This window comes from Brevibacillus sp. 1238 (genome assembly GCF_029892995.1).
GTDB lineage: Bacteria > Bacillota > Bacilli > Brevibacillales > Brevibacillaceae > Brevibacillus > Brevibacillus parabrevis.
In genome coordinates this window covers 78,724-101,882 of the sequence record NZ_JARXWC010000005.1, presented here as the reverse complement: position 1 = coordinate 101,882, position 23,159 = coordinate 78,724, and the positions used below count along the sequence as shown (strand labels likewise).

Annotated in this window: 22 protein-coding genes and 1 riboswitch; of the genes, 16 read left to right on the top strand and 6 right to left on the bottom strand. The window is 51.0% G+C overall.

Annotation, left to right across the window (positions count from 1 at the left end; genetic code table 11):
* The first annotated feature begins 75 nt into the window (after positions 1–75).
* The gene (locus M2298_RS14095) at positions 76–243 is read left to right on the top strand and encodes an aspartyl-phosphate phosphatase Spo0E family protein (RefSeq protein ID WP_063230709.1); all 168 of its coding nucleotides are present in this window, start codon (positions 76–78) and stop codon (positions 241–243) included.
* A 120-nt stretch (positions 244–363) separates the two neighbouring features.
* On the opposite strand, the gene M2298_RS14090 is transcribed toward M2298_RS14095, so the two are convergent.
* From M2298_RS14090 to M2298_RS14065, 6 genes are read right to left on the bottom strand one after another with little or no spacing between them, the layout of a single operon-like run.
* On the bottom strand, positions 364–1,467 hold the full coding sequence (locus tag M2298_RS14090; RefSeq protein WP_122962626.1) for a GerAB/ArcD/ProY family transporter: 1,104 nt from the start codon (positions 1,465–1,467) through the stop codon (positions 364–366).
* 36 nt (positions 1,468–1,503) lie between these two features.
* Positions 1,504–1,725, bottom strand: coding sequence for a hypothetical protein (locus tag M2298_RS14085; RefSeq protein WP_122962627.1), 222 nt, complete (start codon positions 1,723–1,725; stop codon positions 1,504–1,506).
* Entirely contained in the window at positions 1,722–2,897 is a 1,176-nt protein-coding gene (locus M2298_RS14080) for a Ger(x)C family spore germination protein (protein ID WP_280648638.1), read from the bottom strand. The genes M2298_RS14085 and M2298_RS14080 overlap by 4 nt, the downstream gene beginning before the upstream one ends.
* Positions 2,894–3,994 carry a GerAB/ArcD/ProY family transporter gene (locus tag M2298_RS14075; RefSeq protein ID WP_122962629.1) on the bottom strand — a complete coding sequence of 367 codons (1,101 nt, stop codon included), beginning with the start codon at positions 3,992–3,994 and terminating at the stop codon, positions 2,894–2,896. Before M2298_RS14075 ends, M2298_RS14080 begins: the two co-directional genes overlap by 4 nt.
* Positions 3,995–4,025: 31 nt before the next feature.
* Positions 4,026–5,600 (bottom strand): spore germination protein, encoded by a 1,575-nt coding sequence (locus M2298_RS14070; RefSeq protein WP_122962630.1) that lies wholly within the window; start codon positions 5,598–5,600, stop codon positions 4,026–4,028.
* Between the two features lie 59 nt (positions 5,601–5,659).
* A complete protein-coding gene (locus M2298_RS14065) occupies positions 5,660–5,857 on the bottom strand; it encodes a hypothetical protein (protein WP_173596393.1) in 198 nt (65 codons plus the stop codon).
* Positions 5,858–6,086: 229 nt separating this feature from the next.
* On the opposite strand from M2298_RS14065, the gene M2298_RS14060 reads away from it, so the two are divergent.
* From M2298_RS14060 to flgK, 15 genes are all read left to right on the top strand, one after another.
* Positions 6,087–7,034: an accessory Sec system S-layer assembly protein gene (locus tag M2298_RS14060; RefSeq protein WP_122962631.1), complete on the top strand. Its 948-nt coding sequence runs from the start codon at positions 6,087–6,089 to the stop codon at positions 7,032–7,034.
* A gap of 82 nt (positions 7,035–7,116) precedes the next feature.
* On the top strand, positions 7,117–8,079 hold the full coding sequence (locus M2298_RS14055; protein WP_122962632.1) for an SLAP domain-containing protein: 963 nt from the start codon (positions 7,117–7,119) through the stop codon (positions 8,077–8,079).
* Between the two features lie 40 nt (positions 8,080–8,119).
* Positions 8,120–9,115, top strand: a complete 996-nt coding sequence (locus tag M2298_RS14050; RefSeq protein WP_122962633.1) for an SLAP domain-containing protein — start codon at positions 8,120–8,122, stop codon at positions 9,113–9,115.
* Positions 9,116–9,401: 286 nt separating this feature from the next.
* Positions 9,402–11,972 carry a S8 family peptidase gene (locus tag M2298_RS14045; RefSeq protein ID WP_280648637.1) on the top strand — a complete coding sequence of 857 codons (2,571 nt, stop codon included), beginning with the start codon at positions 9,402–9,404 and terminating at the stop codon, positions 11,970–11,972.
* Between the two features lie 178 nt (positions 11,973–12,150).
* Positions 12,151–12,251, top strand: a riboswitch (SAM riboswitch).
* A gap of 132 nt (positions 12,252–12,383) precedes the next feature.
* Complete coding sequence (metK, locus tag M2298_RS14040) at positions 12,384–13,595, top strand: methionine adenosyltransferase (RefSeq protein WP_122962634.1); 1,212 nt, start codon at positions 12,384–12,386, stop codon at positions 13,593–13,595.
* A gap of 143 nt (positions 13,596–13,738) precedes the next feature.
* On the top strand, positions 13,739–14,755 hold the full coding sequence (locus M2298_RS14035) for a polysaccharide deacetylase family protein (protein ID WP_242773983.1): 1,017 nt from the start codon (positions 13,739–13,741) through the stop codon (positions 14,753–14,755).
* Complete coding sequence (locus M2298_RS14030; protein WP_122962636.1) at positions 14,752–15,894, top strand: sensor histidine kinase; 1,143 nt, start codon at positions 14,752–14,754, stop codon at positions 15,892–15,894. Before M2298_RS14035 ends, M2298_RS14030 begins: the two co-directional genes overlap by 4 nt.
* Positions 15,895–15,929: 35 nt before the next feature.
* On the top strand, positions 15,930–16,637 hold the full coding sequence (locus M2298_RS14025) for a response regulator (RefSeq protein WP_063230720.1): 708 nt from the start codon (positions 15,930–15,932) through the stop codon (positions 16,635–16,637).
* A gap of 67 nt (positions 16,638–16,704) precedes the next feature.
* Entirely contained in the window at positions 16,705–17,082 is a 378-nt protein-coding gene (locus tag M2298_RS14020; RefSeq protein ID WP_229049761.1) for a glycosyltransferase, read from the top strand.
* Positions 17,083–17,313: 231 nt separating this feature from the next.
* Positions 17,314–19,347: an ATP-dependent helicase ComFA gene (locus tag M2298_RS14015; protein ID WP_280648636.1), complete on the top strand. Its 2,034-nt coding sequence runs from the start codon at positions 17,314–17,316 to the stop codon at positions 19,345–19,347.
* Complete coding sequence (locus tag M2298_RS14010; RefSeq protein WP_280648635.1) at positions 19,344–20,201, top strand: ComF family protein; 858 nt, start codon at positions 19,344–19,346, stop codon at positions 20,199–20,201. The genes M2298_RS14015 and M2298_RS14010 overlap by 4 nt, the downstream gene beginning before the upstream one ends.
* 85 nt (positions 20,202–20,286) lie before the next feature.
* Positions 20,287–20,718 carry a TIGR03826 family flagellar region protein gene (locus tag M2298_RS14005; protein WP_122962640.1) on the top strand — a complete coding sequence of 144 codons (432 nt, stop codon included), beginning with the start codon at positions 20,287–20,289 and terminating at the stop codon, positions 20,716–20,718.
* A gap of 132 nt (positions 20,719–20,850) precedes the next feature.
* Positions 20,851–21,126 (top strand): flagellar biosynthesis anti-sigma factor FlgM, encoded by a 276-nt coding sequence (gene flgM / locus M2298_RS14000; protein ID WP_063230724.1) that lies wholly within the window; start codon positions 20,851–20,853, stop codon positions 21,124–21,126.
* A gap of 36 nt (positions 21,127–21,162) precedes the next feature.
* Positions 21,163–21,654, top strand: a complete 492-nt coding sequence (locus M2298_RS13995; RefSeq protein ID WP_063230725.1) for a flagellar protein FlgN — start codon at positions 21,163–21,165, stop codon at positions 21,652–21,654.
* 12 nt (positions 21,655–21,666) lie between these two features.
* Positions 21,667–23,154, top strand: coding sequence for a flagellar hook-associated protein FlgK (gene flgK / locus M2298_RS13990; protein ID WP_280648634.1), 1,488 nt, complete (start codon positions 21,667–21,669; stop codon positions 23,152–23,154).
* Positions 23,155–23,159: the final 5 nt, after the last annotated feature.

Here is a 23,159-nt window from a genome sequence, read left to right as displayed (position 1 = left end):
CCCTTATATTTCCTGTCTATCGAATGATATAATAATCCTGGGACTTATGATCTAACTGTTTCTGGAGGAATTAGCATGGATCAACCAACTGATCTGTTGCATCGTATCGAGAGCATGCGTAAAGAGTTATCCGAACTTGTTTTGGAAAAAGGAAGCTTTCTGCATCCGACTGTGATCGATATGTCGCAAAAATTGGATGAGTATATCGTCAAATACCAAAAATGCCTCCAGTTACACACATAAATGAGCAAAAAATTATCCACAACCTGTGGATAAAGCTGTTATTAATTGACTGAATAATAAAACTATAAAATCGAGCCGCATAACCTGAGGCTGGCTTTTGCTCAAAGTCACGCTCTGTTGTTATGCGGCTGACTTCATTCGTTGCGGCTTGTTTCGCAGTTTGGCAATCAGCAAGAGAAGCAGTGGCAACAGAATTTGCATGAAAAAGCCGTAGTAAGGAAGCGAAGTTTCGTCGAGATAGTTAAAAACAATCATGTTGGGGATACCCCAAAAACTGAACAGCACGATCAAAAAGCCGATTGGCCATACGAGCGGTCGATAGTCAGTTACTTCCATCAGCTGTGCACTGCCGAGGACGATGACGTAGAAAAATACCGATATTTTGACAAAAGCGCCCAGCACCCAGACTGCCATCACCACAGACTCCAGATTTTCGAAAAAATCGGCAATACTGACGTAGCGCGAAGCAATCATTAAAGGGTAGAGCATGCTGGAAACATCGCTGCCAAACAAGAACAGGGAAAACAAATTGGTGGCAATCATCGTGATGGTTACAGCCAGCACGGAAAGCATTCCCCACTTTCGGCCTTTGCTGCTGTCGGCTAACAACGGAAAGAGAAAAGCCGTCAGCCAAAACTCGCCAAGCCAGATGTGCGGAACAACAGCTCCTTTCAGCGAAGGGACAATGCCGTTTTCCAGTACCGGAAAAAAGTTTTGCCAATCCAGATCAGGCAGCAGCAAAAGGACCATGAGGCATAAGGGAAGTACGAACAGCGGCATGAACAACAGGGCTGCCCGGCCAATTACTTCAATGCCGCCGCGAACAGCAAAGACACAGACCAGAATCATGCTTGCGATGACGACGACGATCGGAGTGTTGAACAGAAAAGCGCCGACGACAAACTCGGCGTAGTTTCTGACGATTTGCCCCGTCCACATCAAGTAGAGGAAGCAGTAGAGAAAGCCGATCAGTTTTCCGGGAATCAACCCGACGATTTGGCAGCTGTACTCGATCAGCGTTTGCTGCGGGTAATACTGATGAAGCCGATGGGAGACGTAAACCGTCAGAAAACCGGCGAATGATGCCCAAATGGGAGACAGCCACAGGTCGTTATGGGCATAGGTAGCCATTGTTGCCGGCAAGGACAGGATGGCTGTGGCGATAATCGTGGGGTACATCATGACGCCCATCTGGAAAGCCGATATTTTGCCTTTTTCAAGCATGGATGATCACCTCTGGCAGATCACACGCGCCGCCATTTATTTTTTCATCAAATTTCCCCAAGGCTTGAACAGTTCATTCAGCCAAGTGACAGGCCCGGCCATATTGGGCAAATCGAATTGGGCCAATACCCACCCACACAACAAGAGGGAGAAAAAAGCGATTTTGTCTCGAAGCGGCTTCTGCCGCAAAGCTGGAAGCTCAAAGAGAATGATGAGCAGGACAAGCAATGTAACGCCTAGCGTAACGCCCCATCTCACTTTTCTCTCACCTCCTCCTCGGGTATGCCGCCAGGAAGCGTAACCAGGCCAGGTCGGCGAACGTATGCATGAATATCCGTGATTACTTTTACGTTGGGGAAAATTTCGTCCCAGTTGTTTTTGGCTGCCTTCCACTCTTGAGGATATTCCCGATAAAAGTCCGTGGCAAAGTCGAAGATGTCTGCCTTCATTTCGTGCTGCACCTGTTTGAGGGCAAGCTCAATGCGGTCTTCGATGTCCTGTTGAAATGCTTTTTCCACAAGCTTGATCATCTCGGGATTGCTCATGTCCAGGTTCGTGCCGTTTTGCACAACGTCTCCTTCCGTTTTCGCCTTTATCGTCATTTGCCATTGTCCATTGCGGATCGAAGGGATGAATTTGATATCCGAGTGGATGGGGTTGAGAGAGACTGTGCCCTGCACATTTTTAAGCTTGGCGGTGACGGTGTAGCGCTCTACTTCTCCGCGTATCCACATGACGCCGCGCGTCGCTTTTTCGTTGATCTCTCCGACCATTTTGCCTTTTCGAAAAACGGCGGTTCCCATGATGTATGGCGCTGTCTCCAACCCTTTGGCCTCGTTTGGCGGCGGCATGACATCGATCAGGGGGAGAGCGGCAGCATTTGATTTGCCGCGCAGCATTTCTTTTAACTGAATGATCGTGACCAGCATTCCGATATGCATATTTGACATTTCGCGTATGACTTCGGACGAGTAGCGTTCAAGCTCGGGACGAAGCTCCAGGGTCTTCGCTGCCTTGCCTTTGCTGACAAACATGTAAGCTCTTTCGCGCGGTTGCGGGTGGCGAACGAGAAAGTCCATTTCTTCGGCAATTCCCCGTTTTGCCATGTCCTCTCCAAAAATGAATACTTCGCAGTGGCCCCAAAAAATTTTTCGCGGAATCTTCGTTTGCAGCAGAGCGATGGCATCGGCAATACTGGCACCTTTCGCCGACTTTACAAGCGTGAGATTGCCGCCGCTGCTTGTGCTGCCTCTGCCCGCACTAAGGGCGCGGGGGATGAATACTTGGACAGACAGCTCGATCTGATTGTCATCTGCTGCATCAATCGCAGCTCCAGTAATAATCGCCAGATCATTGATCTCGGTTCGGTCCCAGCACCCGCCGAGAAACAACAGCGACATCATGAGAAGCGTCGGCAAAATCCGCTTCATGACGATTTTCCCTCCTGTCTGGCAGGACGCACGAAGGACAACAAGAGGAGCAGCAGAGGCAAAAGAGTCAGAACGAGCGGGCCGAGAAACGGGAAGACGGCCACATCAAACTTGCTGGTTTCCATCAGACTGGGGATACTCCAAAAACTGAATAGTGTAATGAGAAAACCTAGCGGGAGAACGATCGGGCGATAATCTGACAAGTTGAGCAATTGCGCACTCCCAAGGGCAGTGGCGTAATAAAAGACGGAAATTTTGATGAAGGCGCCCATAATCCAGATCGCCATGACAAGCGATTCCAGATTTTCGAAAAAGTCGGCAAAGCTGACATAGCGAGCGGCTGCCATCAATGGATAAAGCATCGTTGCCACATCGGTTCCGAACAAAAAGAGCACGATCAGGTTGGAGATGAGCAATGTCAGCATGACAGCAAAAACAGAGAGGACACCCCATTTTCTGCCCTTTTCCCGATCGGTCAAAAAAGGGAGCAAAAAGGCAAGCAGCATGTACTCCGTAAACCAGCCTTGCGGAATGAGCGCTCCTTTTAGCGATGGTCCTACGCCGTCTGCCATGATCGGGAAAATTCGGTCGAGCTGAAAGTCTGTGAACAGCAAGACAATCAGGAGCAGCAGCGGCAGGACAAAAAAGGGCGAGAATGCCGTTGCCGCTCTCGCGATTACTTCGACGCCTCCGCGGACGGCAAAAGCGCAAAGCAGTAGCATGGTAGAGATGACGACTACGATTGGTGTTTGGGTGAGAAAACTGCCTACGAGAAACTCCGCGTAGATTCTGACTACCAGAGCGGTCAGCAGTACATATAACAGCATCAAAAATGCGCCGAATGCTTTTCCGAGCAGTTTCCCGAGAATATGCTCGCTGTACTGGATGATCGTCTTTTGCGGATAACGTCTGTGCAAGGCGTCTACGACCAGCACCGTGACAAAACCGATCAAGGAAGCCCAGATGGGGGAGAGCCACAGATCATTGTCGGCGTAGGCGGCAGTAATGCTTGGGACCGTCAGCAAAGCCGTAGCGACGATGGTCGGGTACATGAGAACGGCCATTTGAAAGGCGGATATTTTTCCTTTTTCCAGCATTGCTTCCTACACCTCGCTTTCCCTTGTCTGTTTATGGATCTTCCGAGCGTTCGGGGCCAGGCTTTTGGTCGGGAGCCTGACGGTACTGATTAAATTCTCCGGTGAAGTGGGGGCGCGTCTTCATGGCCCACCATGGAGAGCGGTACAAAATGTCTTTCCATTCTTTTGGTTTGAGCGGGGAAATCCCGGACAAATACGGCACGCCGAACGAACGCAAGGTGCACAGGTGAACCACGATCGCAATGAGTCCGAGCATGACTCCCAACAGTCCGAGTGTGCCCGCGAGAAACATGATCGGAAAGCGCAGCAGTCTGACGGCCGTACCGACGCTGTACCGCGGCACCATGAAGTTGGCGATTCCGGTAATGGCTACGACAATGACCATCGGAGCGGATACGAGTCCGGCGTCAACGGCAGCCTGTCCGATGACGAGCGCCCCTACGATACTGACGGCAGCCCCGATTTGCTTGGGCAATCTTACTCCGGCTTCGCGCAAAGCTTCGAAGGTGATTTCCATCAAGAGCGCCTCGACCAGGCCGGGAAAAGGCACAGCCTCCCGGGAAGCCGCCATGCTGATCAGAAGAGACGTCGGCACCATCTCCTGATGAAACGTAATGATGGCTACGTACAAGGAAGGGAGCAATAAAGAGATCCCGAGAAACAGATAGCGCAGCCAGCGAATCGCCGTGCTGATGATATAACGCTGGTAATAATCTTCCGCAGCCTGAAAGAGAGCGAAAAACGTCACGGGAGCAATCAGGGCAAAAGGCGTGCCGTCAACGAGAATGACGACTCTGCCTTCCAGTAATGCGGAGCAAGCTGTATCCGGTCGTTCCGTATCTTTTAACTGCGGAAAAGGCGAGGCAGGATTGTCCTCAATCATTTCTTCTATATATCCGCTCTCCAAAATCCCGTCGATCTGGATGCGATTCAGTCGCGCTTTTGCCTCTTCGACCAAGGTCTGGTCGACAATTCCCTCCATATAGGCCACGATCACTTCCGTTTGCGTGTATCCCCCGATTTTCATGCGTTCCATTTTCAAAGCCGGATCTTTGATTCTGCGGCGGATTTGGGAGGTATTCACGTCCAGTGTTTCCGTGAAGCCTTCTCGCGGTCCACGTATCCCCACCTCTGCTGAAGGCTCCTCGATGTTTCGCTTTTCCCATTTGGCCAGACCAAGCGACAGCGCCCGTTCTTCTCCTTCCCACAGCAAGACGGGATTGCCGCTGCCGATTTCTTCAATACAGTCGGCAATCGTAGCAAGATTTTTGATGCGAGAGACAGCCAAAACCTGCTCAGCCATTTGCTCCATGTCAGGAAATTCGTTTTCATTTGCTTGCATGAGCGGCGTCAACACGTACTGATCTACGTCTTGAACGGTACACAGACCGCTAATAAACACGACATGCGCCTTGATTGTTTTCCCGATATAAAAAGGCCGGAAAATGACGTCCGAGCATTTGGAGTAGATGTCTTGCAACGTTTGGAGGTTTTCCTTCGTCTCTTTTGATAAGGTCAAATGAGCGTAGGGACTTGGGCTGTTTTGCCTGGCAGGTTCGAGTTTATGCTTGTTTGTTCTCCACCATTTTCGTCCGTTGCGATTCAAGCGAGGCCCTCCTTTCCGACACAGTGAGGCCAATTTTTGTTACTAGACAGTTTGTCCAATTATGAATTTTTATAATCCAACGCTGGCAGCTTTGTCGGCATTTTCACTGTTTTTGCCCAAAAAAAGAACCAGCTGAATCGGTCAGCTGGCGCAAAAGGTATTCCCCAAGTTATTTGTTTAGACACTTCCATTTTATCAATAATGAATAATATTGTAAACTTTCTCATCAAATGGAATTGGCCTCGTTCTGGTGACATCTTTCCATTCCTTGACATCACTGATTCGTACAGGTATCCTAACAAATATTACTCGCCGCTTTCCCCTGGCAAGGCGGGTGGTTTGTTGCCGGACCAAAGACGCGGGAACCGCGCTTGCAGCAGGCGGGTTAATGCCAAGTTTTCTATGTTGCAAAAGGATGTCACTATGCTATAGTGAATGACGAACGCAAACACTATATAGATGTAGAGAAAAGTTGGGAGCGGTGCTATGTTATCCTTCTTGAAGAGTTTAATGGGGAAGACGCCTACCACAAAAGAGGTGCGAGAACAGGTTCAGGAGGAATCCATTCTGTCCGCTTCTGATACCGAACAGTCTCATCAGGAAAAGCAAGGTCTACACAAAACATCTGCCGGCGTCATTACCACGCTGTCCCTGCATGAATCGTGGGAAGCGAATCTGGGTGCGCAGGAGAAATACGCGCTTTCCTTTATGGCACAGGAGCTGGAGCCGCTGCAGGAAGGGAACATTTCCCTCGCTGGAACAGCGCTCGTTCCGCATGATGATGGAATCGAAATCACGGCGTTTATTCGCAACAGTTCGGACCATCCAATCAACCTAAAGGAAATGACGCTGGTGGTATTGTTCGGGGATCAGCAGCTATTTACCCGCCAGACGTTTGACTTTAGCGAGATAGGGGAAATTCCGCCGCGATCTGCAAGACCGTGGTCGTTTGTATTTGCGCGTGAACACTTCCTGCAAGTGAACGTGCTGCTGGCGAACTGGAAGATTGCATTCGAGATGGCACAAAAGAAAATGGTGTTGCCACAGCAGCTGGAACTGGAAGAGTCCTGGATCAAGGCGCTGTCGAATGAACAAAAAAATTCCTTGATCGAGCTGGCGAAAACACTTCCTGCGCTCAATGAGGGAGAAGTAAATATCCAGGGTGTGCAAATTCGTCGCTCCGAGGAAGGCGCACTTCACGTCATGCTTTTGATTCGCAACGGCTCGCCGCAGTCTCTTTCCTTTGAAACGTTGCCGCTTGCTCTCTATGATGCGACAGGAGAAAAGGTGGCTGAAGGAGTGTTTGAACTGGGAAGCTTGACGGTGAATGCCAATACGAGCAAGCCGTGGCTGTTTATTTATCCTCCGGAAAGCATTTTGCTGGAGCAGCCGGATCTTTCTCGCTGGCGAGTAAATGTTCCGCAGCAAGCCTAGATTTGCATGAGCCGTATAGAAATGTTTATGATGAAGAGAGAGAAATTGCGTTCGGGTTCGGACGTGTGTGAGGAGGTAACACATGTTTTCTTTTATGAAGAATTTGTTTGGCAAGGAACAGGGCGAGAAAGCTCTGGATGAATTGAAGAAAGAAATTCAGGAAGAGTCGGCATTCGACATTGACGAACTGAAAGAAACCGAAGTGGAAGTGGAAAAGGAACAGGCGAAGACCAGCGCTCCGGCTAAACGCGAGAAAATCAAGACAGAGCTGTCGCTGCATCCTTTGTGGGAGCAAGAGCTGGATTCCGAGAAAAAGTACACGCTGCGCTTTTTGCAGGAGGAGCTTCCGGAAATCGCGCGCGGTTTGATCAGCGTGACGGGCTTCAGTATGATTCCCCAACCGAACGGCATGATCGTGACGATGTTCTTCCGCAATGCGACAGATAAGCCAGTTCGTTTTAAAACGATTGGTTTGGCGATCTATCTGGACGACAAGCCGTTTGCGCGGATCAGAATCGATCTGTCCGAGATGGGCTCGATTCCGCCGCATACGAGCCGTCCATGGGAAGTGCTGTTCCCGGAAGAGTCCTATCTGCACGACAACTTCCAGTTCAGTCGCTGGAAAGTCGTGATGAAGGCAGGGAACCGCGCGCATATTTGGCCACGTACGCTTGAACTGGACCCGGAGATGGAGAACCGCATGACCGATCGGCAAAAGGATCGTTTGGAGAAGCTCGCCAATTCTTTGCCGCCAATCCCGGTGAATACCGTACAAGTTACGGGCTTTGATATCGGCAAAACGAAAGAAGGGCAACTGGTCGCTGCGATGCTGTTCCGCAATGGTCTGTCAACGGAGTATCGCCCTGAGCAACTGAAAGTAACGATTTCCGATACAGACGGGGATGTCGTTGCGCGAGGCGTTCTTGACGCCAGAAAGATCTGTGTCCAGCCTGGCAACAGTCGTCCGTGGCTGATCGTGTTCCCGCCGGAATTTGTGAAAAAGCCTGATGCCAATCTGCGTAGATGGATTCTTGACGTAGAGTAGACGCGTGATTTTTCTAAAGTGGGAAAGAGGAGGTTGACATATGAGTTGGTTATTGGAAAACTGGTTTGGTTCCAAAGAAAGCTTGGAGCAGGTACGAGAGGACATTCATGAGTATTTGCACAATGAATTTTACTTGGGCGTATCCGGTATTGAAAATCCGCAGCAGTCTGCAAACCGCGTGGAGTCGAAAGAGCTGTTCCTGTCGATGAACGGTCCGTGGGACGCGCAGCTGGACGAGGCCGAGCAGGAATTGCTGCAATATGTGCACGATGAGTTGCCGCCTGTAGTACGTGATGAGGTCGGTGTCATTCCGTTCTTCACACAGGCGACCGTAGAAGGCTATTTGGTGCTTGCCTACATTCGCAATGCGACAGACCGCAACGTACTGTTGCAAAAACTGCCGCTCTCTCTCGTAACAGCAGAAGGCGAAGAGGTGGCGAAAAAGACGTTCGACTTGATGACAAGCGGACCAGTCGATTCCATGTCCAGTCGTCCGGCGGAGTTTATGTTCCGTTGGGAAGAGTTTGACCGCATTCCGGAGCAAGAAGTACCGCTGACGATTGTGTATAAAAAGCCGCAAAAACAGCGACTCGAAGGAAGCCACGAGCTGAACATGGGGCTGAGTGCCAGTGAGCAAGAGCAGTATTTGCAAAAAGCAGCGGCAGAAGCTCCGGTAGAAGCTGGGCAGGTGGACTTGCAAGTTCTCGCAATCAAGCCGAACGAGGATAACGGTCTGAAAGTCGTTGTTGTATTCCGCAACGGTTTGGAGAAGCGTCTGGAGTTTACCGAGGTGCCGATCCTGGTGCACGACAAGGATGGCGAAGCGGTTGCCCGCGTCAACTACACCTTGCAAAACATGAAGGTGGAAGCGAACAGCCAGCGTGTCTGGGCATTTGACATCCCGTCCTCTTCGATTAAAAAAGCAGGAGTAGACGTGACAGAGTTGACTGCTTTCATTCCGCAAGCGCGCCAAAGAAAAAAACAGGAAACATACGTAGCGCCTGAAACCGAAGACAATAAAGGTCTGCTGCAGTAATGAACGAAACCCTTTTTGCCACTGGTGAAAAGGGTTTTTCTACTGCCAAAACGTTCCAAATATTGGGGAATTAGGGTTGCAATTCGCCCTTTTTATCCGCTATGCTAGGACGAGGAATATCATACTCGAATACCTTTTTGAACGTATTGGGATTGATTGCAAAAGTTTGCGGGTATTCATACGTTAAGAAAACCTTCCGCTAAAGCGCGGCCTTATGACGGAAACGGCTTCGACAGAGGTTTTCTTGCTGCATGATTTGCAGGGAGAGAGGGAAGGACTGTTTTTTATGAAAAAATCAATTCAAGTGACCGTCGCACTGGCGCTGCTGCTCACCGTCGCTCCTTTGGAAGCCAGGCAGGCACTCGCTGCTGCTCCTGCCTCCAATGACAGCTACCTGAGCAACCAGACGCACCTGAGTCAAATCAAAGCGGACAAGGCATGGTCAGTGGTGAACAGCAATCAGGCGATCACGATTGCTGTACTCGATACAGGGGCCGATTACAATCACCCTGATTTGAAGGGGAATTTGCTCCCTGGTGTTAACCTGGTCAATCCGGGGAAAAGTGCGCAGGATGACAATGGGCATGGAACAGAAGTCATCGGGGTCCTCGGGGCAAAAGGAAACAACGGGATCGGCGTAGCCGGGGTGGTCTGGAACGCCAAAATTTTGCCCGTCAAAGTCTTGAACAAAAACGCATCTACTACGGATGTTGACATGATCGCCAAAGGAATCAACGCCGCCCTCGATCGGGGGGCAAAGGTCATTTTGATGTCTTTTAGCAGCATGGCTTACTCCCGGGCTATGAAAAATGCGGTCGACCGCGCGGAACGAAACGGAGCGGTTCTGGTGGCGGCGAGCGGAAATGAGGCAAGCCGTGTCGCGTATCCGGCAGCGTACCCGACCGTAATTGCGGTGGGGGCGATAAACGGAAGAAACCAGGTCCTTTACCAGTCGAATACAGGGCCGGAGATGAATCTGGTGGCACCGGGGCTTAATGTGTATACAACCAAGCTCGGCGGCAAATACGGTTCGGTTTCCGGAACATCTGTAGCGGCGCCTCAGGTAGCAGGCGCGGCTGCTCTCATTCTGGCTCGTCATCCCAAGCTGTCTGCTCTCGACGTCAGGCAGATGCTTTATCAGACGGCGACAGATATTGGCGAAGGCGGCTGGGATCGGCAAGCGGGCTACGGTCTTCTGGACGTAAACAAGGCAGTGCGCAGTGCGCTGTCCAGCGACTTTTTGGAGCCGAACAACGTTTTGGAGAGAGCCAAGGCGTTTCCGATCGAAGCGCAAGTCCGTGGCAATCTGGGGCCAAACGATACGGTTGACTGGTTCAAGATGGACGTTCCTTACGATGGAAAAGTAAGTCTCACCGCATCCGTAAACTCAGGCGTATCTTCAGCCATGTCAGCGACTTTTTATCCGGCAAATCGTCAGCCGGTCACTTACTATATCGGGAACGGGGATACGATAACGGTTCCTGCAAAAGCTGGGCGAATGAACATCAAGCTGGTGAGAAACGGTGGAGTTAATGCGTTTACTTATGTGCTGACGAGCAAATTCACCATCAACCCGGATCGGAATGAACCGAACAATACGATGGCTACGGCAAGGCCGCTGGTGGGCAACCAGATCAGCGTGACGGGCAATTTCCATGAGGAAGGGGATCAGGATTGGTTCTCCTACTATGTCCGCGAGTACGGGCATATGGACGTGACGGTCACACCTGATAACAAGCGGGTGGACTTGGTACTTGCCATCGGAAAGCAAGAGCCGGGAAAAAATACGGTCTGGGACCCGGTATACGATAACAGCGACAGGGATAATCCTTCCGAACGTGCAAGCAAGGACGTCTCGCCAGGAAAATACTACATTCGCGTCAGCGAGTATCAGCAAAATGCAATGAACGGCGAATATCGCCTCGATCTCGCCTTTACCCCGTTGAAAAAAGATGGGAACGAGCCGAATAATACGTATAGCAAAGCTGCTCCGCTTGCCAGTGGAGGAGTCATGTCAGGAACCATTCCGGCGTCGACAGATTCAGACTGGTTTCAATTTACATTGGATGCGGAATCGTACGTCACAGTTCGCGCTCCGTTCATCCCGGTAGCAAGCGGGTTTCACATTGCCCTTTACAATGAGAAAAACATGAACGTGGCGCTTGCTTCGACAACCGAAGTGGCAGAGCGGTCAGACCAAGGCAGTGAAATTTTCGGCATACGGCTGCCTAAAGGGAAGTATTTCGTGCGCATGAGCAGCATCGTGCCTTTCAAGTACGATTCCTACAAATTGACGCTCAGCCCGCAGCCGCTCATTTCCGGCTATCGGGATATTTCTAACCACTGGGCGCGTGCGCAAATCGCCAAGCTCAGCGACAAAGGCATCATCAAAGGCTTCGACGACGCAACATTCAAGCCGGATCAGGCAGTGACCCGCGCCCAATTTGCGACCATGCTCGTTTCGACGATGCGTGTCACCGGCTCGAAAGTAGCCAGTATGTACACGGGCAAGGACGTCTTTTCCGATTTGCCAAAAAAGCACTGGGCGTACAACACCCTTGGGGTAGCTTATCAGCTCGGAGTCTTGAAGGGGTATCCAAACAGTCAACTCAAGCCTGATCAGGCGGTAACGCGGGCCGAGATGGCCTCCATGATCGCCAGGGCGAAAGGGGTAGCTGTGAATAGCCGCAGCGTGTCCTCTTATCGCGATGTTCCGGTCAACTATTGGGCATCGCCGGCGATCGAGGCGTTGACGCAAAAAAAGTGGCTGAACGGATATGGCAAGACCTTCAAGCCTCAGGGAACCGCTACGCGGGCCGAGGTTGTTGTATTGATCGCCAAATCGTACCAAGTATAAAGAGGCTTGACCAGCTTGTGCAAAAGGCGCTGTCCATGCGCTACAGTCATCATCGCTCGCTTCCCGCAGGCGATTTCATCAACGTTTTGTACAGGCTGGCCTGCTTCGAACCGGAGTTGTGGGAAAAGTCTATTGACACCACCCCGAAAAACAATTATTCTATAATCCGTAATGGATACTCTTATCCAGAGCAGGCGGAGGGACTGGCCCTATGAAGCCCGGCAACCGACTAGAGCGGTGCTAACCAGCAGGACGGAAATCTGTTCTGGCCGATAAGAGGATGAAGGAAGCTAAAAGCGCTCAAACCTTTTCCTCCGAAAGATGGAAAAGGTTTTTTATTTGCGTTTACGTCGATAAAATCCTGACTCGGCTACCAAACTATTTGTATGAGGTCAAAGGAGGTATTTTCTCATGGCTTTGCAAAAAGGTCGTCGTCTGTTCACATCTGAGTCTGTAACCGAAGGACATCCGGATAAAATTTGTGACCAAATTTCCGACTCCATCCTGGACGCCATCCTGTCCAAAGATCCAAACGCTCGCGTAGCGTGCGAAACTTCTGTAACGACAGGTCTGGTTCTCGTAGCGGGTGAGATCACAACCAACACTTATGTAGACATTCAAAAGCTGGTTCGCGAAACCATTCGTGAAATCGGCTATGATCGCGCTAAGTTCGGCTTTGACGCTGACACTTGCGGTGTTATCACAGCAATCGGCGAGCAATCCGCTGACATTGCACTGGGTGTAGACCAAGCACTGGAAGCGCGCGAAGGCAAAATGACTGACGCTGAGATCGAAGCGATTGGTGCAGGCGACCAAGGTCTGATGTTCGGCTTTGCTTGCAACGAAACACCTGAGTTGATGCCATTGCCGATCAGCATGTCCCACCAACTGGCTCGTCGTTTGACCGAAGTTCGCAAAAACGGCACACTCGCTTACCTGCGTCCTGACGGTAAAACACAAGTAACGGTTGAGTACGATGGAGACAAGCCTGTTCGCATCGACACGATCGTTATCTCTACTCAACACGCTCCTGAAACAACTTTGGAGCAAATCAAACAAGACCTGGTTGAGCATGTAATCAAACCAGTAGTTCCAGCTGAACTTCTGGATGCTGAAACCAAATACTTCATCAACCCAACTGGCCGTTTCGTTATCGGCGGACCACAAGGGGATGCTGGCTTGACTGGCCGCAAAATCATCGTAGACACTTACGGCGGATACGCTCGTCACGGTGGCGGCGCGTTCTCCGGTAAAGATCCGACAAAAGTAGACCGCTCCGGTGCTTATGCTGCTCGCTATGTTGCGAAAAACATCGTGGCAGCTGGCTTGGCTGACAAGTGCGAAGTACAAGTAGCGTATGCGATTGGTGTAGCACAACCAGTATCCATCGCAGTTGATACTTTTGGTACAGGAACTGTTTCCGAAGAAGATCTCGTGAAACTCGTTCGCAAACATTTCGACCTGCGCCCAGCTGGTATCATCAAACAGCTCGACCTGCGTCGTCCTATCTACAAACAAACAGCGGCTTACGGCCACTTCGGACGCAATGACCTGAATGTTCCTTGGGAGCAAACAGACAAAGCAGAAGTTCTGAAGCAAGAGGCTGCTCAACTGGCAAAATAAGCACGGCAAAGAAAGAGCCTGGTAAAAGCTACTGGGCTCTTTTTGTTATGGGAAGAAATTTCCAATTATTGGTGAATCCTGATCAAAGGGAAAATGTAGGACTGTGTCGAATCTCCTAGTGAGGAAGTGAAGGAGGGGTTTCTTTGCCGAACAAAAGGCTCTTCCTGACAGTGTTTATCAGTTGTTTACTGTTGGTTGTGACGATATTGGGGCTTGGTGATTTGTACCAGTCAAAAAAGAATGCGCAAAAAGTGCAACCTTTTCCCCAAGTCGATACGTCTATAAGCATAAGCGAGACGGAAAACGCTGAGCCAAACGTCACGCGAAACGAAAAAGCAACGGTAAAGCCGCAAAAGTGGTATAACAATCAAGTCGTCGTCCTGACGTATCATCATGTGACAGATGCTGCAGGCCAACGTTACGTGATTGCGCCCGAACAATTCGCAGAACATATGGCATTTTTGCACGAAAATGACCTGCATCCCATTACGCTGGATGAGTTTTTGCGCTTTGTCGATACCGGGAGCTTGCCGACAGAAAATGCTGTCCTGATTACGTTTGATGATGGCTACGAAAGTTATTATACGAAGGCTTTTCCGATATTGCGTACATACGGCTACCCGTCAGTGAACTTCGTGATTGCAGGACGCTTGCGAGATGTAGCCGAACGAAAACGGGAGAACATGACGACGCCACTCACGCGTCAACAAGTCATGGAAATGCTTCACTCTGGCTTGGCTGATATTGGTTCCCATACCTACAGCCTGCATGAAGAGGAAGCGCGGAATGAATGGGGAGAGATGGGACCAGAGACTGCTCCCGTCTACTTGCAGGATGTAAAGCGATTAGAAAATGAAAAGGAATACAGGGATCGGCTCTATGTTGATTTCAGTATGTCTCGCGCAGGTTTGCACGGTTGGATGAGCAAGGATATTAAGGCGATTTCACTGCCTTTTGGCTACACGAATCCGATCGTTTTGGAAACAGCCCGACAAGCAGGGTATGAGTATGTGTTTACTTCTACGCCCGGTTTCGCCAAACGAGAGGTAGATCCTTTTGCCATCCCACGCAATGATGTGGGTCTGCGAGACGTAGATGAGGTCAAACTCCAACAGCTGTTCACGAAAGCGAAAAAAGAGTTCGAAGGAGAGCAATCATGAACAAAGCGATCGACATCAGCGTGCTGGATGGGGTGATCAAGAGAACCATTGAAACAGTAGAAACAAGTAAAACGCAAATTTTTGATATAGCCGAAGATGCAAGACAACAAGGCAACTCGCTAAAGTTTGATTTGCATGAGCTGAGGCAAGAAATTTCCAAAGTAATCCAAAAGGTCGATGCGTTGGAATTGGCCTATCGAAAGTCGCGCAACAGGCTTGTGCAGGTCAGCCGCAACTTTCACATGTACACGGAGGATGACATCCGTATCGCCTATGAAGAGGCGAGCCGCATCCAGGTGGAGCTTTCCATCTATCGCGAGCGGGAAAACAACTTGAAGCGCCGGCGCAATGATCTGGAGCGGCAATTGCGTACATTGGAGGAAACGATTGTACGCGCCGAGAAGCTTGTATCCCAGATGGGTGTGGTGCTTGGCTACCTGACTGGCGACCTGAGCAAGATCGGGGAAGCGCTGGAATCGGCCAAGCAGCATCAACTGATGGGGTTGAAGATCATTCAGGCGCAGGAAGAAGAGCGCAAACGTGTCGCGCGCGAGATTCACGACGGTCCGGCTCAATCGATGGCAAACGTCGTCTTGCGCTCCGAAATCGTCGAGCGCATGTTGAAAAACGAACGTATTCTGGAAGCGCAAATGGAGCTTCACGAGCTGAAAGAAATGGTTCGGTTAAGTTTGGCTGATGTAAGACGGATCATTTTTGACCTTCGTCCGATGGCTTTGGACGACCTCGGCTTGGTTCCCACTTTGCAAAAATACATTCAGACGTGCGAAGAACGTATCCGGGCTTCGATTGATCTGGTAGTATTTGGTGTGGAGCCACCGCTGCGCAGTTCCGTCAAGGCTGCAATCTTCCGGCTTGTTCAGGAGTGCCTGAACAACGTGGAGAAGCATGCAGGAGCTTCTTCGGTACAAGTGAAGCTTGAGTTTCTTCAGGAGTCGCTGAGTCTCGTCGTCAAAGACGATGGCGTTGGATTCGATCTGGAGAAGCGCATGGCAAACGGAAATTCCTTTGGACTGTTGGGAATGCGCGAGCGTGTGCAGCTGCTGGAAGGCAATGTGGACCTGCAATCAGCTCCGGGTGAGGGAACAAAGGTTATTTTCCAAATACCGTTAAAAATATGAACCGATACAGAATTATGTACACAGGGGGATGAAACATGGATAAAAGACAGCAAGAGCTCCGCATCGTGATTGTGGACGACCACCAATTGTTCCGTGAAGGAGTCAAGCGCATTTTGGAAATGGAAGATGACTTCAAGGTCGTCGGAGAAGGAGCGGACGGCGGAGAGGCTGCTTTGCTCGCCGAAGAGCACAAGCCGGATGTTTTGTTGATGGATATCAATATGCCGAACATCAATGGCGTCTCTGCTGCGGAAAATGTAATTTCTGTGAGTCCCTCTACGCGAGTGATCATGCTTTCTATTCACGATGATGAAGGATACGTTTACCGCACGTTGCGTTCCGGTGCATCGGGCTATTTGCTCAAAGAAATGGGCACCAGCGATCTGGTGGATGCCGTGCGCGTCGTAGCAAGCGGCGGCGCTTACATCCATCCGAAGGTAACGGGCAAGCTGATCGAGGAGTTCCGTCGTCTCAGCGAGCATGAAGGCAGCACAGAGCGCAGCTTCTCCGTGGATGATTCGCAAACGATCGATCCAAAAGTGATCGAGTCCCTGACTCGCCGCGAGCGGGAAGTGCTTCAACTGATGGCTGAAGGAAAGAGCAACCGGGCGATCGGAGAATTTTTGTTCATCAGTGAGAAAACTGTGAAAAATCACGTCAGCAGCATTTTGCAAAAGCTGAACGTTCAAGACCGCACGCAAGCGGTTGTCATCTCGATCAAAAACGGATGGGTAAAACTGTAGAATCCGTATGAGCGTCCAGTTGGCACCCTGTTCAAGCTGTTCGGCATACCTTTGTATAGGAGGGGGTATGACCGTGATGGAAGAACTGGTTGTATGGCTACTGGCGGCATTTGGCTTCTCCTCATTGCTGGTGATGATCGCTGATCGATGGGCCAGTCGAATGGACAGCGTGACAGAGCTTTCGCACGAGCATTACCGCTTGTTGGTGCACAATTCGGAGCAGGTGCTGGAGCGGGCGGTCAGAAGTTTGCTGTTTCGCTCCGAATGGAGTGGCAAGCCTGTCCGGATTACTTTGATAGATGAAGGATCTACCGATGATACATCCCGGATGCTATCGATTTTGACTCGCGAGCCGTACTGCTGTGGGGTGCCTGTAGCTGACAGCCAAGCCGAGCTGGTGGGAGCTATTGTAGTTGATCTGCGGAACAAGCAAGAAGGAGCCTGATGTTTTTGTTTTCAGGCATATGGATGAACGAAAAGGACTGTCGAGGACATCGGCAGTCTTTTTTGTGTTTGTGTGAAAAATGTCTCGGTCCTTTTCCTGACAGTCGATGGGGCTGCTTGCGGTCAGCGAGACGGTGATGCTGCGTTTTTGCTCGTGAAAAAGATTTGCTGACCCGTCTTGTCTTTTTGCAAACTGATGGTAAGAGGACAGGTGGGGAGCGGGGGAAGGCACATGCGCGAGTTTTTGCTGTACATCAAATCGGGCACAGAAGCAGTGTCGTCGGTTCAGACGTACGTGACACCGAGCTTTGCTGTCGACCAATCTTTTTGGCAGGAGCGAGAGAGCTGCATTCTGCACGTCATCGGCAAGACGTCATCGCTCGCTTTGGCCTTTTCCTTGCGGGAGCAAATAAACGAATACATACGCAAGCGGCTGGCAGAGCGGCAAAAGCTGACGGATGGAGTGGTCGCTGAGCTGCGGCATTTGGCTGTGGGGAAGGTTCGGGAGGCGAGTGTGCTGTATGGGCGGGAAGTGACCGACAGGGAGCGGGATGACAATCAAGTTTTCTGGCCCAGTGCGTTCGCTTGCATGAGGCAGCCGCCAAAAGACTGGTTTGCATGGAAGGTTGTAGAGTTCAGATGCGAAGTGCATGCTTGTCAAAAGGATGCTGAATCAGCAGGAGGGTACAAGATTTTCCCGCGCCATTCATTGCTTCGAAGAACTTCGCTCACAGCGGATGGAGCGAGCGCAAGCGTTCTCGGCAAACTGCTGGATGGACGAGCGCTTCTCTGGGAAGAGATCGAGACGCTTTTGTGCAAGCGAGGGGTAGAAGTTGGCGATTTGGCAGCTGCGCTGCATGAAGGAGTCCTCGCTGGCAAAGTGCAGTGGCTTCCAGGAGTGCGCATGGGAGTCGTCAGCAATTGGCGGCGCAAGCGACTGGTGCTTTTCTGTGAGCGATGCGGCAGCGAGGGCAGAGCGTTGCAGCTGATATACTGCCATTCGTGTGAGCAAGGCTGCGCCTACTGCACGATATGCCTGGGAATGGGCAGGAGCAAGTGCTGCACGCCGTATATGTTGATTGCGTCAAGTGCCTCAACTGCCGTTGGGAGAGAAACAGGCATGGGGCAGTCGGCCAGGCTGGAGTGGACAGGGCGCTACTCGCAAGATCAGGCGAGAGCTGCCGAACGCGCTCGGCGGTTCGTAGCGGGCTCACATCCGGGGCGGTCGGAGTTTTTGATTTGGGCAGTGTGCGGGGCTGGGAAAACCGAGCTGCTCTTTCCTTCTGTCGCTGAGGCACTTTCGTCGGGAGGGCGTGTATTGATCGCTACTCCGCGAAAAGACGTAGTGCTGGAGCTGGCTCCGCGTATTCGGCGAGTGTTTCCCGAAGCGCGTGTAATTGCTGTCCATGGCGCCAGTGCCGAGAAATGGGAAGAGAGCGATATCACGATTGCAACGACCCACCAAGTCATGCGTTATCATCGCCGCTTCCTGCTGGTTGTACTTGACGAGGCCGATGCTTTTCCTTATCACAACAATCCTGTGCTTTATCGGGCGCTGGCGAGAGCCGTACACGAGACGGGCAAGCTGCTCTATTTGAGCGCGACTCCCCCGCTCTATTTGCAAAAACGGCTCGTTTCAAACGGTCGTTCAAAATCAGCAAGTTCCGCGGCATTGCCGCTTGCTTCAGCCACTCATGTGCTTTTACCCGGTCGCTACCACGGCAAGCCATTGCCTGTGCCTGAGATTCTCACGATCAAAGGGTTGCACAAGCGCGTTCGGACGAAGCGAGCGGTGCCGCAGATGACAGATGCAGTCAAGCGTTCACTGGATGCCGAGCGGCAAGTTTTCGTCTTCGTTCCCCGCATTGACGACGTGGACGTGGTGCTTGCCTATTTGCAAAAGGCGATGCCGGATCGGTCGGAACAGATGGCGGGCGTCCACGCCTCCGACCCGTTGCGCGAAGAAAAGGTGCTCGCTTTTCGCAACAGACGCTATACGCTCATGGTGACAACCACGATTCTGGAACGCGGGGTCACCATTCCGAAGAGCGATGTGCTTGTCGTAGGAGCGGAGGCGCCCGTCTTCGATGAAGCCTCTTTGGTGCAAATTGCGGGGCGCGTGGGCAGATCGTTCGATGACACGGCAGGCTCTGTGCTTTTCTTGCAGGCTGAGCGCGCTGCGGCCACGAAGCTGGCAGTCAGGCAAATCAGCCGGATGAATCAATTGGCGAAAAAGCTTGCGGAAGCTGGGGGGGATAATGCGTGACAATCCAGTCATGTGTGGCTTGTGGCGGACATTTGAATGCCCTGCAAAGAGAAGGGATTGTCCGCAAGCGTGCGCGATCTCTTTCCAGTTCAGCCGCTACTTACCCGGTCGTATATCGTTTGCTGCAAAAGCTCCAGGTGTGTGCAGGCTGCTTGGAAGCCCTGCCGTTCATCGGAGAGCAGATTTGTCGTCAGTGCGGGCGAGACATGTGCAGCGAGGTCATTTGTCGCGATGGATTGTGCCGCGATTGCGTAGATCGAGCGAGCGTGCCGTTGTCTAACAACCGCAGCCTGCTCCAATATGACGAGAAAGGAAAAAGTCTGGTCAGCCTGTTCAAATACCGTGGGGATGAGCGATTGGCTAGTTTTTTCAGTGCGCTTTTAACCATCGCGATTTACCGCTACCATACGCCTTCGCGTTTTACTTGCATCACGACTGTTCCGCTTCATCCAACAAGGCTTCGGGAAAGAGGCTTCAATCAGGTGGAGTTGCTTGCCAAAGCTTTGGGACACGCCATAGGAGTTCCGGTCAAAACGTTGCTGGAGCGAACGAAAGCGACAGAGAAGCTGAGCAAGCAAGGCGGGCGCGTGCATCGCGAGGAGAGCATGAGAGATGCTTTTGCGTGGGCGCAAGGGGCTGTGCTTGCAGACCTATCCTCCGCTTGCTCTGGCGGGATCGCGCGAGCCAAGGTCAAGGGCGGGGCGAATAGTCCTGTAATGTCCGGCACTCCTCTGCGAGTTCTCCTGATCGACGATATATATACGACAGGCTCGACTCTTCGTTCTTGCGCCAGCACGTTGCGAGCACACTTGGGAACAGTTTGTGAAATTTACTCCTTGACAATATACAGATAGCCAGTTTGGTAAAATTACGTTATCATGGAAGCAATCAGCAGTTGCGAACCAAATGAACTTTCTGGATGTTGAAGGGGTTGTTTCTATGTCTCTGGGCAAACTGGCAAACTGCTCGCGGTGTGATGCTTTATTTGTACAAACAGTCCGTGACATTTGCCCCAAATGCTATCAACAAGTGGAGCAGGAATATGAAAAATGCGCCCGGTTTCTGCGCAAGCGCGAGAATCGCGGAGCTAATATTCATCAGGTGAGCGAAGCTACTGGTGTGAGCGTGAAGCAAATTACGAAGTTTATCAAGGAAGGGCGCATTTCTGTAGAAGGCAACCCGGAACTTGGTTACCCATGCGAAATTTGTGGAATTTTGATCCGTACCGGAAACATGTGCGACTCGTGCATGAAAGACTTGAAACACGAGATTTCGCAGCAGCTTGAAGTGGATCGGCGCCTTGCAGAAGATGCTCGCGCACGTCAGGCGGAAGCAGCCGCTTATCGAAGAAGGAAGAATACTGACGAATAGTTTTGCGCAAAAAAACTAATCGTCAATCAGGAAATTGCCGATGATACTACTAAGAGGTATCATCGGTTTTTCTTTTGATAAAGGGACGTGTTCCCATGAAAATGTCCGGTGGATTGAGAGGATGGTAATCAGATGCGGATTAATGAACCGAACCGTGTCGGGATGATCAACGCCTACAACAAGACGAGCAACAACCAGGTAGGCAAAAGTGGGAAAATCCCGATGGGCAAGGATGAAGTAAACATTTCTACGGAAGCGTTGGAAATGCAGCGCCAGGTGGAAGACACGAACGCGCCACAGCGTCGTGAAAAGGTGGAGCAATTGAAGAAGCAAGTGGAGGAAGGCACGTATCGTGTCTCCAGCGAGCGAATTGCAGAGAAGCTCCTGTCCTTTTGGAAAAAGCTATAAACCAGTTCTCTAGGGAAGACGAGGAGAAGCGCGAACATGGATAGACTCTACGATCTGCTCGACAACTTGATCCGGTTGCACAAAGCCTTGTACACTTTGGCCGCACACAAAAAAGACGTGCTGGTAAAAGGAGATGTCGATGAGCTGGTGGCGATTACCCGCCAGGAACAAAAGCTGATCAAGGGCGTCACTGCTGCTGAAGCAGCCCGCCAAACCTTGGTGCAAGAACTGACCGAAAAGAAAGGCTTTGCGCTTCAGGAAGGCACACTGGCTGAATTGATCAAGTTGACGACCAGTGCGGAAGAGAAGACGCGGCTTGCATCCTATCGAGACGAGCTTGTCCGGATTGTCGCCGAACTGCGTGAGGCAAACGAGCTGAATCAGCAGTTGCTGGAGCAATCCCTTTCTTTTGTAAACATGACACTCGACCTGATCACGGACACGCCGGAGGACGACTTCATTTACGGCAATCCGAGCACGGACACCTACCGTCAGGCGAGCCGAACTTTTTTCAATAAAAAAGCGTAAAGAGGTGCTGACATGCGCTCGACTTTTCACGGAATTGAAGTAAGCAAACGCGGCCTGTTCGCACAGCAATCCGCGTTGAATACGACTGGGCATAACATTGCGAATGCGAATACGGAAGGATACAGCCGTCAGCGGGTCAACATGCAGGCTACTACCGGGTTGCCTTATGTTGGGATGCAGGCAACCATCGAGCCAGGATTGCTTGGTACGGGTGTGCAAGCTGACAGTATTCAGCGGTTGCGAGAAGAGTTTCTGGATATTCAATATCGAAATGAGCACAAGCGTCAAGGATATTGGGATGGTCGCTTGGAAACACTTGAAAAGCTGGAAGGGATAATGAACGAACCTTCTGATACAGGGCTGCAAAAAGTCATGGACCAGATGTGGCAAGCCTGGCAGGACTTGGCTAAAGACCCGACAGATACATCGGCACGTGCTGTTGTTCGCGAACGCAGCAAGGCGGTTGCGGATACATTTAACACATTGACGAACCATATCAAAGAAGTGCAACTTGATCTGGACAATGTAGTGAATGTGAAGGCGATGGAAATCAACTCTTTGGGACAGCAAATAGCCAGCTTGAACAATCAGATTTCCAATATCGTGCCACATGGCTACCAGCCAAACGATTTGTATGATCAACGTGATGTTCTCTTGGATAAGCTCTCCAAGCTGGTAGATATCCGAGTGACGCAAACCACTGCAGGTATGGTGAACGTAACGATTGAAGGACGCGAATTTGTTAACGGCATTGCTGCCCAACCAGTAGTTGCTCAGCGAAATGTCGCCACGGGTTTGAGTGATCTCACGCTGGGTGGAGCGGCTTTCGTTCCGACATCTGGTTATATGGCAGGCACTCTCCAATCGCGTGATCAGATTGTGCCAAATATGCTAAAACGTCTGGATGTCTTGGCTGTGAATTTGGCTAAGGAAATCAATGATATACATCGCGCAGGACGGAGCTTGAACGATATTAATAATGGCACCGCACAGGATCTGCCATTCTTTGTAGATGCAACTGCTTTGGCTGCAGATGCTACAACGAAAAATTATCCAACAAGTGCCTCTAGTCTTGTCGTTAATCCCGAGATTATGAGAAGCCTGGATGCTATCGCTGCGGCAAAACCGGAAGCAGTCCATACACCGGTTGGAAACAACGAAAACGCGTTGGCGATTGCCTCCATCAAATTTAAAGTGTTGGCTGCCGGAACGGGCTCGAACGATCTGGCGGAAAGCTCAACTTTGGATAACTACTATCGTTATACGATCAGCCAATTGGGTGTGGACGCACAAGAAGCTACCCGCAATCAGTTGAACTCGGAAATGCTGGTCGGAACTGTAGACAGCCAGCGGCAATCCGTATCAGGCGTATCGATCGATGACGAAATGGCAGAAATGGTGAAATTTCAGCACGCTTACAGCGCATCTGCCCGCGTCATGACAAGCATGGACGAAATCTTGGACAAAGTCATCAATGGCATGGGCCGAGTTGGCCTCTAGTTAGG

Excerpts from the sequence above, each read along its gene's own strand:
- M2298_RS14075 (WP_122962629.1), bottom strand. The coding sequence starts at position 3,994 with ATGCTGGAAAAAGGAAAAATATCCGCCTTTCAAATGGCCGTTCTCATG.
- M2298_RS14080 (WP_280648638.1), bottom strand. The coding sequence starts at position 2,897 with ATGAAGCGGATTTTGCCGACGCTTCTCATGATGTCGCTGTTGTTTCTC.
- M2298_RS14045 (WP_280648637.1), top strand. The coding sequence starts at position 9,402 with ATGAAAAAATCAATTCAAGTGACCGTCGCACTGGCGCTGCTGCTCACC.
- metK (WP_122962634.1), top strand. The coding sequence starts at position 12,384 with ATGGCTTTGCAAAAAGGTCGTCGTCTGTTCACATCTGAGTCTGTAACC.
- M2298_RS14020 (WP_229049761.1), top strand. The coding sequence starts at position 16,705 with ATGACCGTGATGGAAGAACTGGTTGTATGGCTACTGGCGGCATTTGGC.
- M2298_RS14050 (WP_122962633.1), top strand. The coding sequence starts at position 8,120 with ATGAGTTGGTTATTGGAAAACTGGTTTGGTTCCAAAGAAAGCTTGGAG.
- M2298_RS14030 (WP_122962636.1), top strand. The coding sequence starts at position 14,752 with ATGAACAAAGCGATCGACATCAGCGTGCTGGATGGGGTGATCAAGAGA.
- flgK (WP_280648634.1), top strand. The coding sequence starts at position 21,667 with ATGCGCTCGACTTTTCACGGAATTGAAGTAAGCAAACGCGGCCTGTTC.
- M2298_RS14090 (WP_122962626.1), bottom strand. The coding sequence starts at position 1,467 with ATGCTTGAAAAAGGCAAAATATCGGCTTTCCAGATGGGCGTCATGATG.
- flgM (WP_063230724.1), top strand. The coding sequence starts at position 20,851 with ATGCGGATTAATGAACCGAACCGTGTCGGGATGATCAACGCCTACAAC.
- M2298_RS14095 (WP_063230709.1), top strand. The coding sequence starts at position 76 with ATGGATCAACCAACTGATCTGTTGCATCGTATCGAGAGCATGCGTAAA.
- M2298_RS13995 (WP_063230725.1), top strand. The coding sequence starts at position 21,163 with ATGGATAGACTCTACGATCTGCTCGACAACTTGATCCGGTTGCACAAA.
- M2298_RS14025 (WP_063230720.1), top strand. The coding sequence starts at position 15,930 with ATGGATAAAAGACAGCAAGAGCTCCGCATCGTGATTGTGGACGACCAC.
- M2298_RS14060 (WP_122962631.1), top strand. The coding sequence starts at position 6,087 with ATGTTATCCTTCTTGAAGAGTTTAATGGGGAAGACGCCTACCACAAAA.
- M2298_RS14065 (WP_173596393.1), bottom strand. The coding sequence starts at position 5,857 with ATGTCACCAGAACGAGGCCAATTCCATTTGATGAGAAAGTTTACAATA.
- M2298_RS14055 (WP_122962632.1), top strand. The coding sequence starts at position 7,117 with ATGTTTTCTTTTATGAAGAATTTGTTTGGCAAGGAACAGGGCGAGAAA.
- M2298_RS14015 (WP_280648636.1), top strand. The coding sequence starts at position 17,314 with ATGCGCGAGTTTTTGCTGTACATCAAATCGGGCACAGAAGCAGTGTCG.
- M2298_RS14005 (WP_122962640.1), top strand. The coding sequence starts at position 20,287 with ATGTCTCTGGGCAAACTGGCAAACTGCTCGCGGTGTGATGCTTTATTT.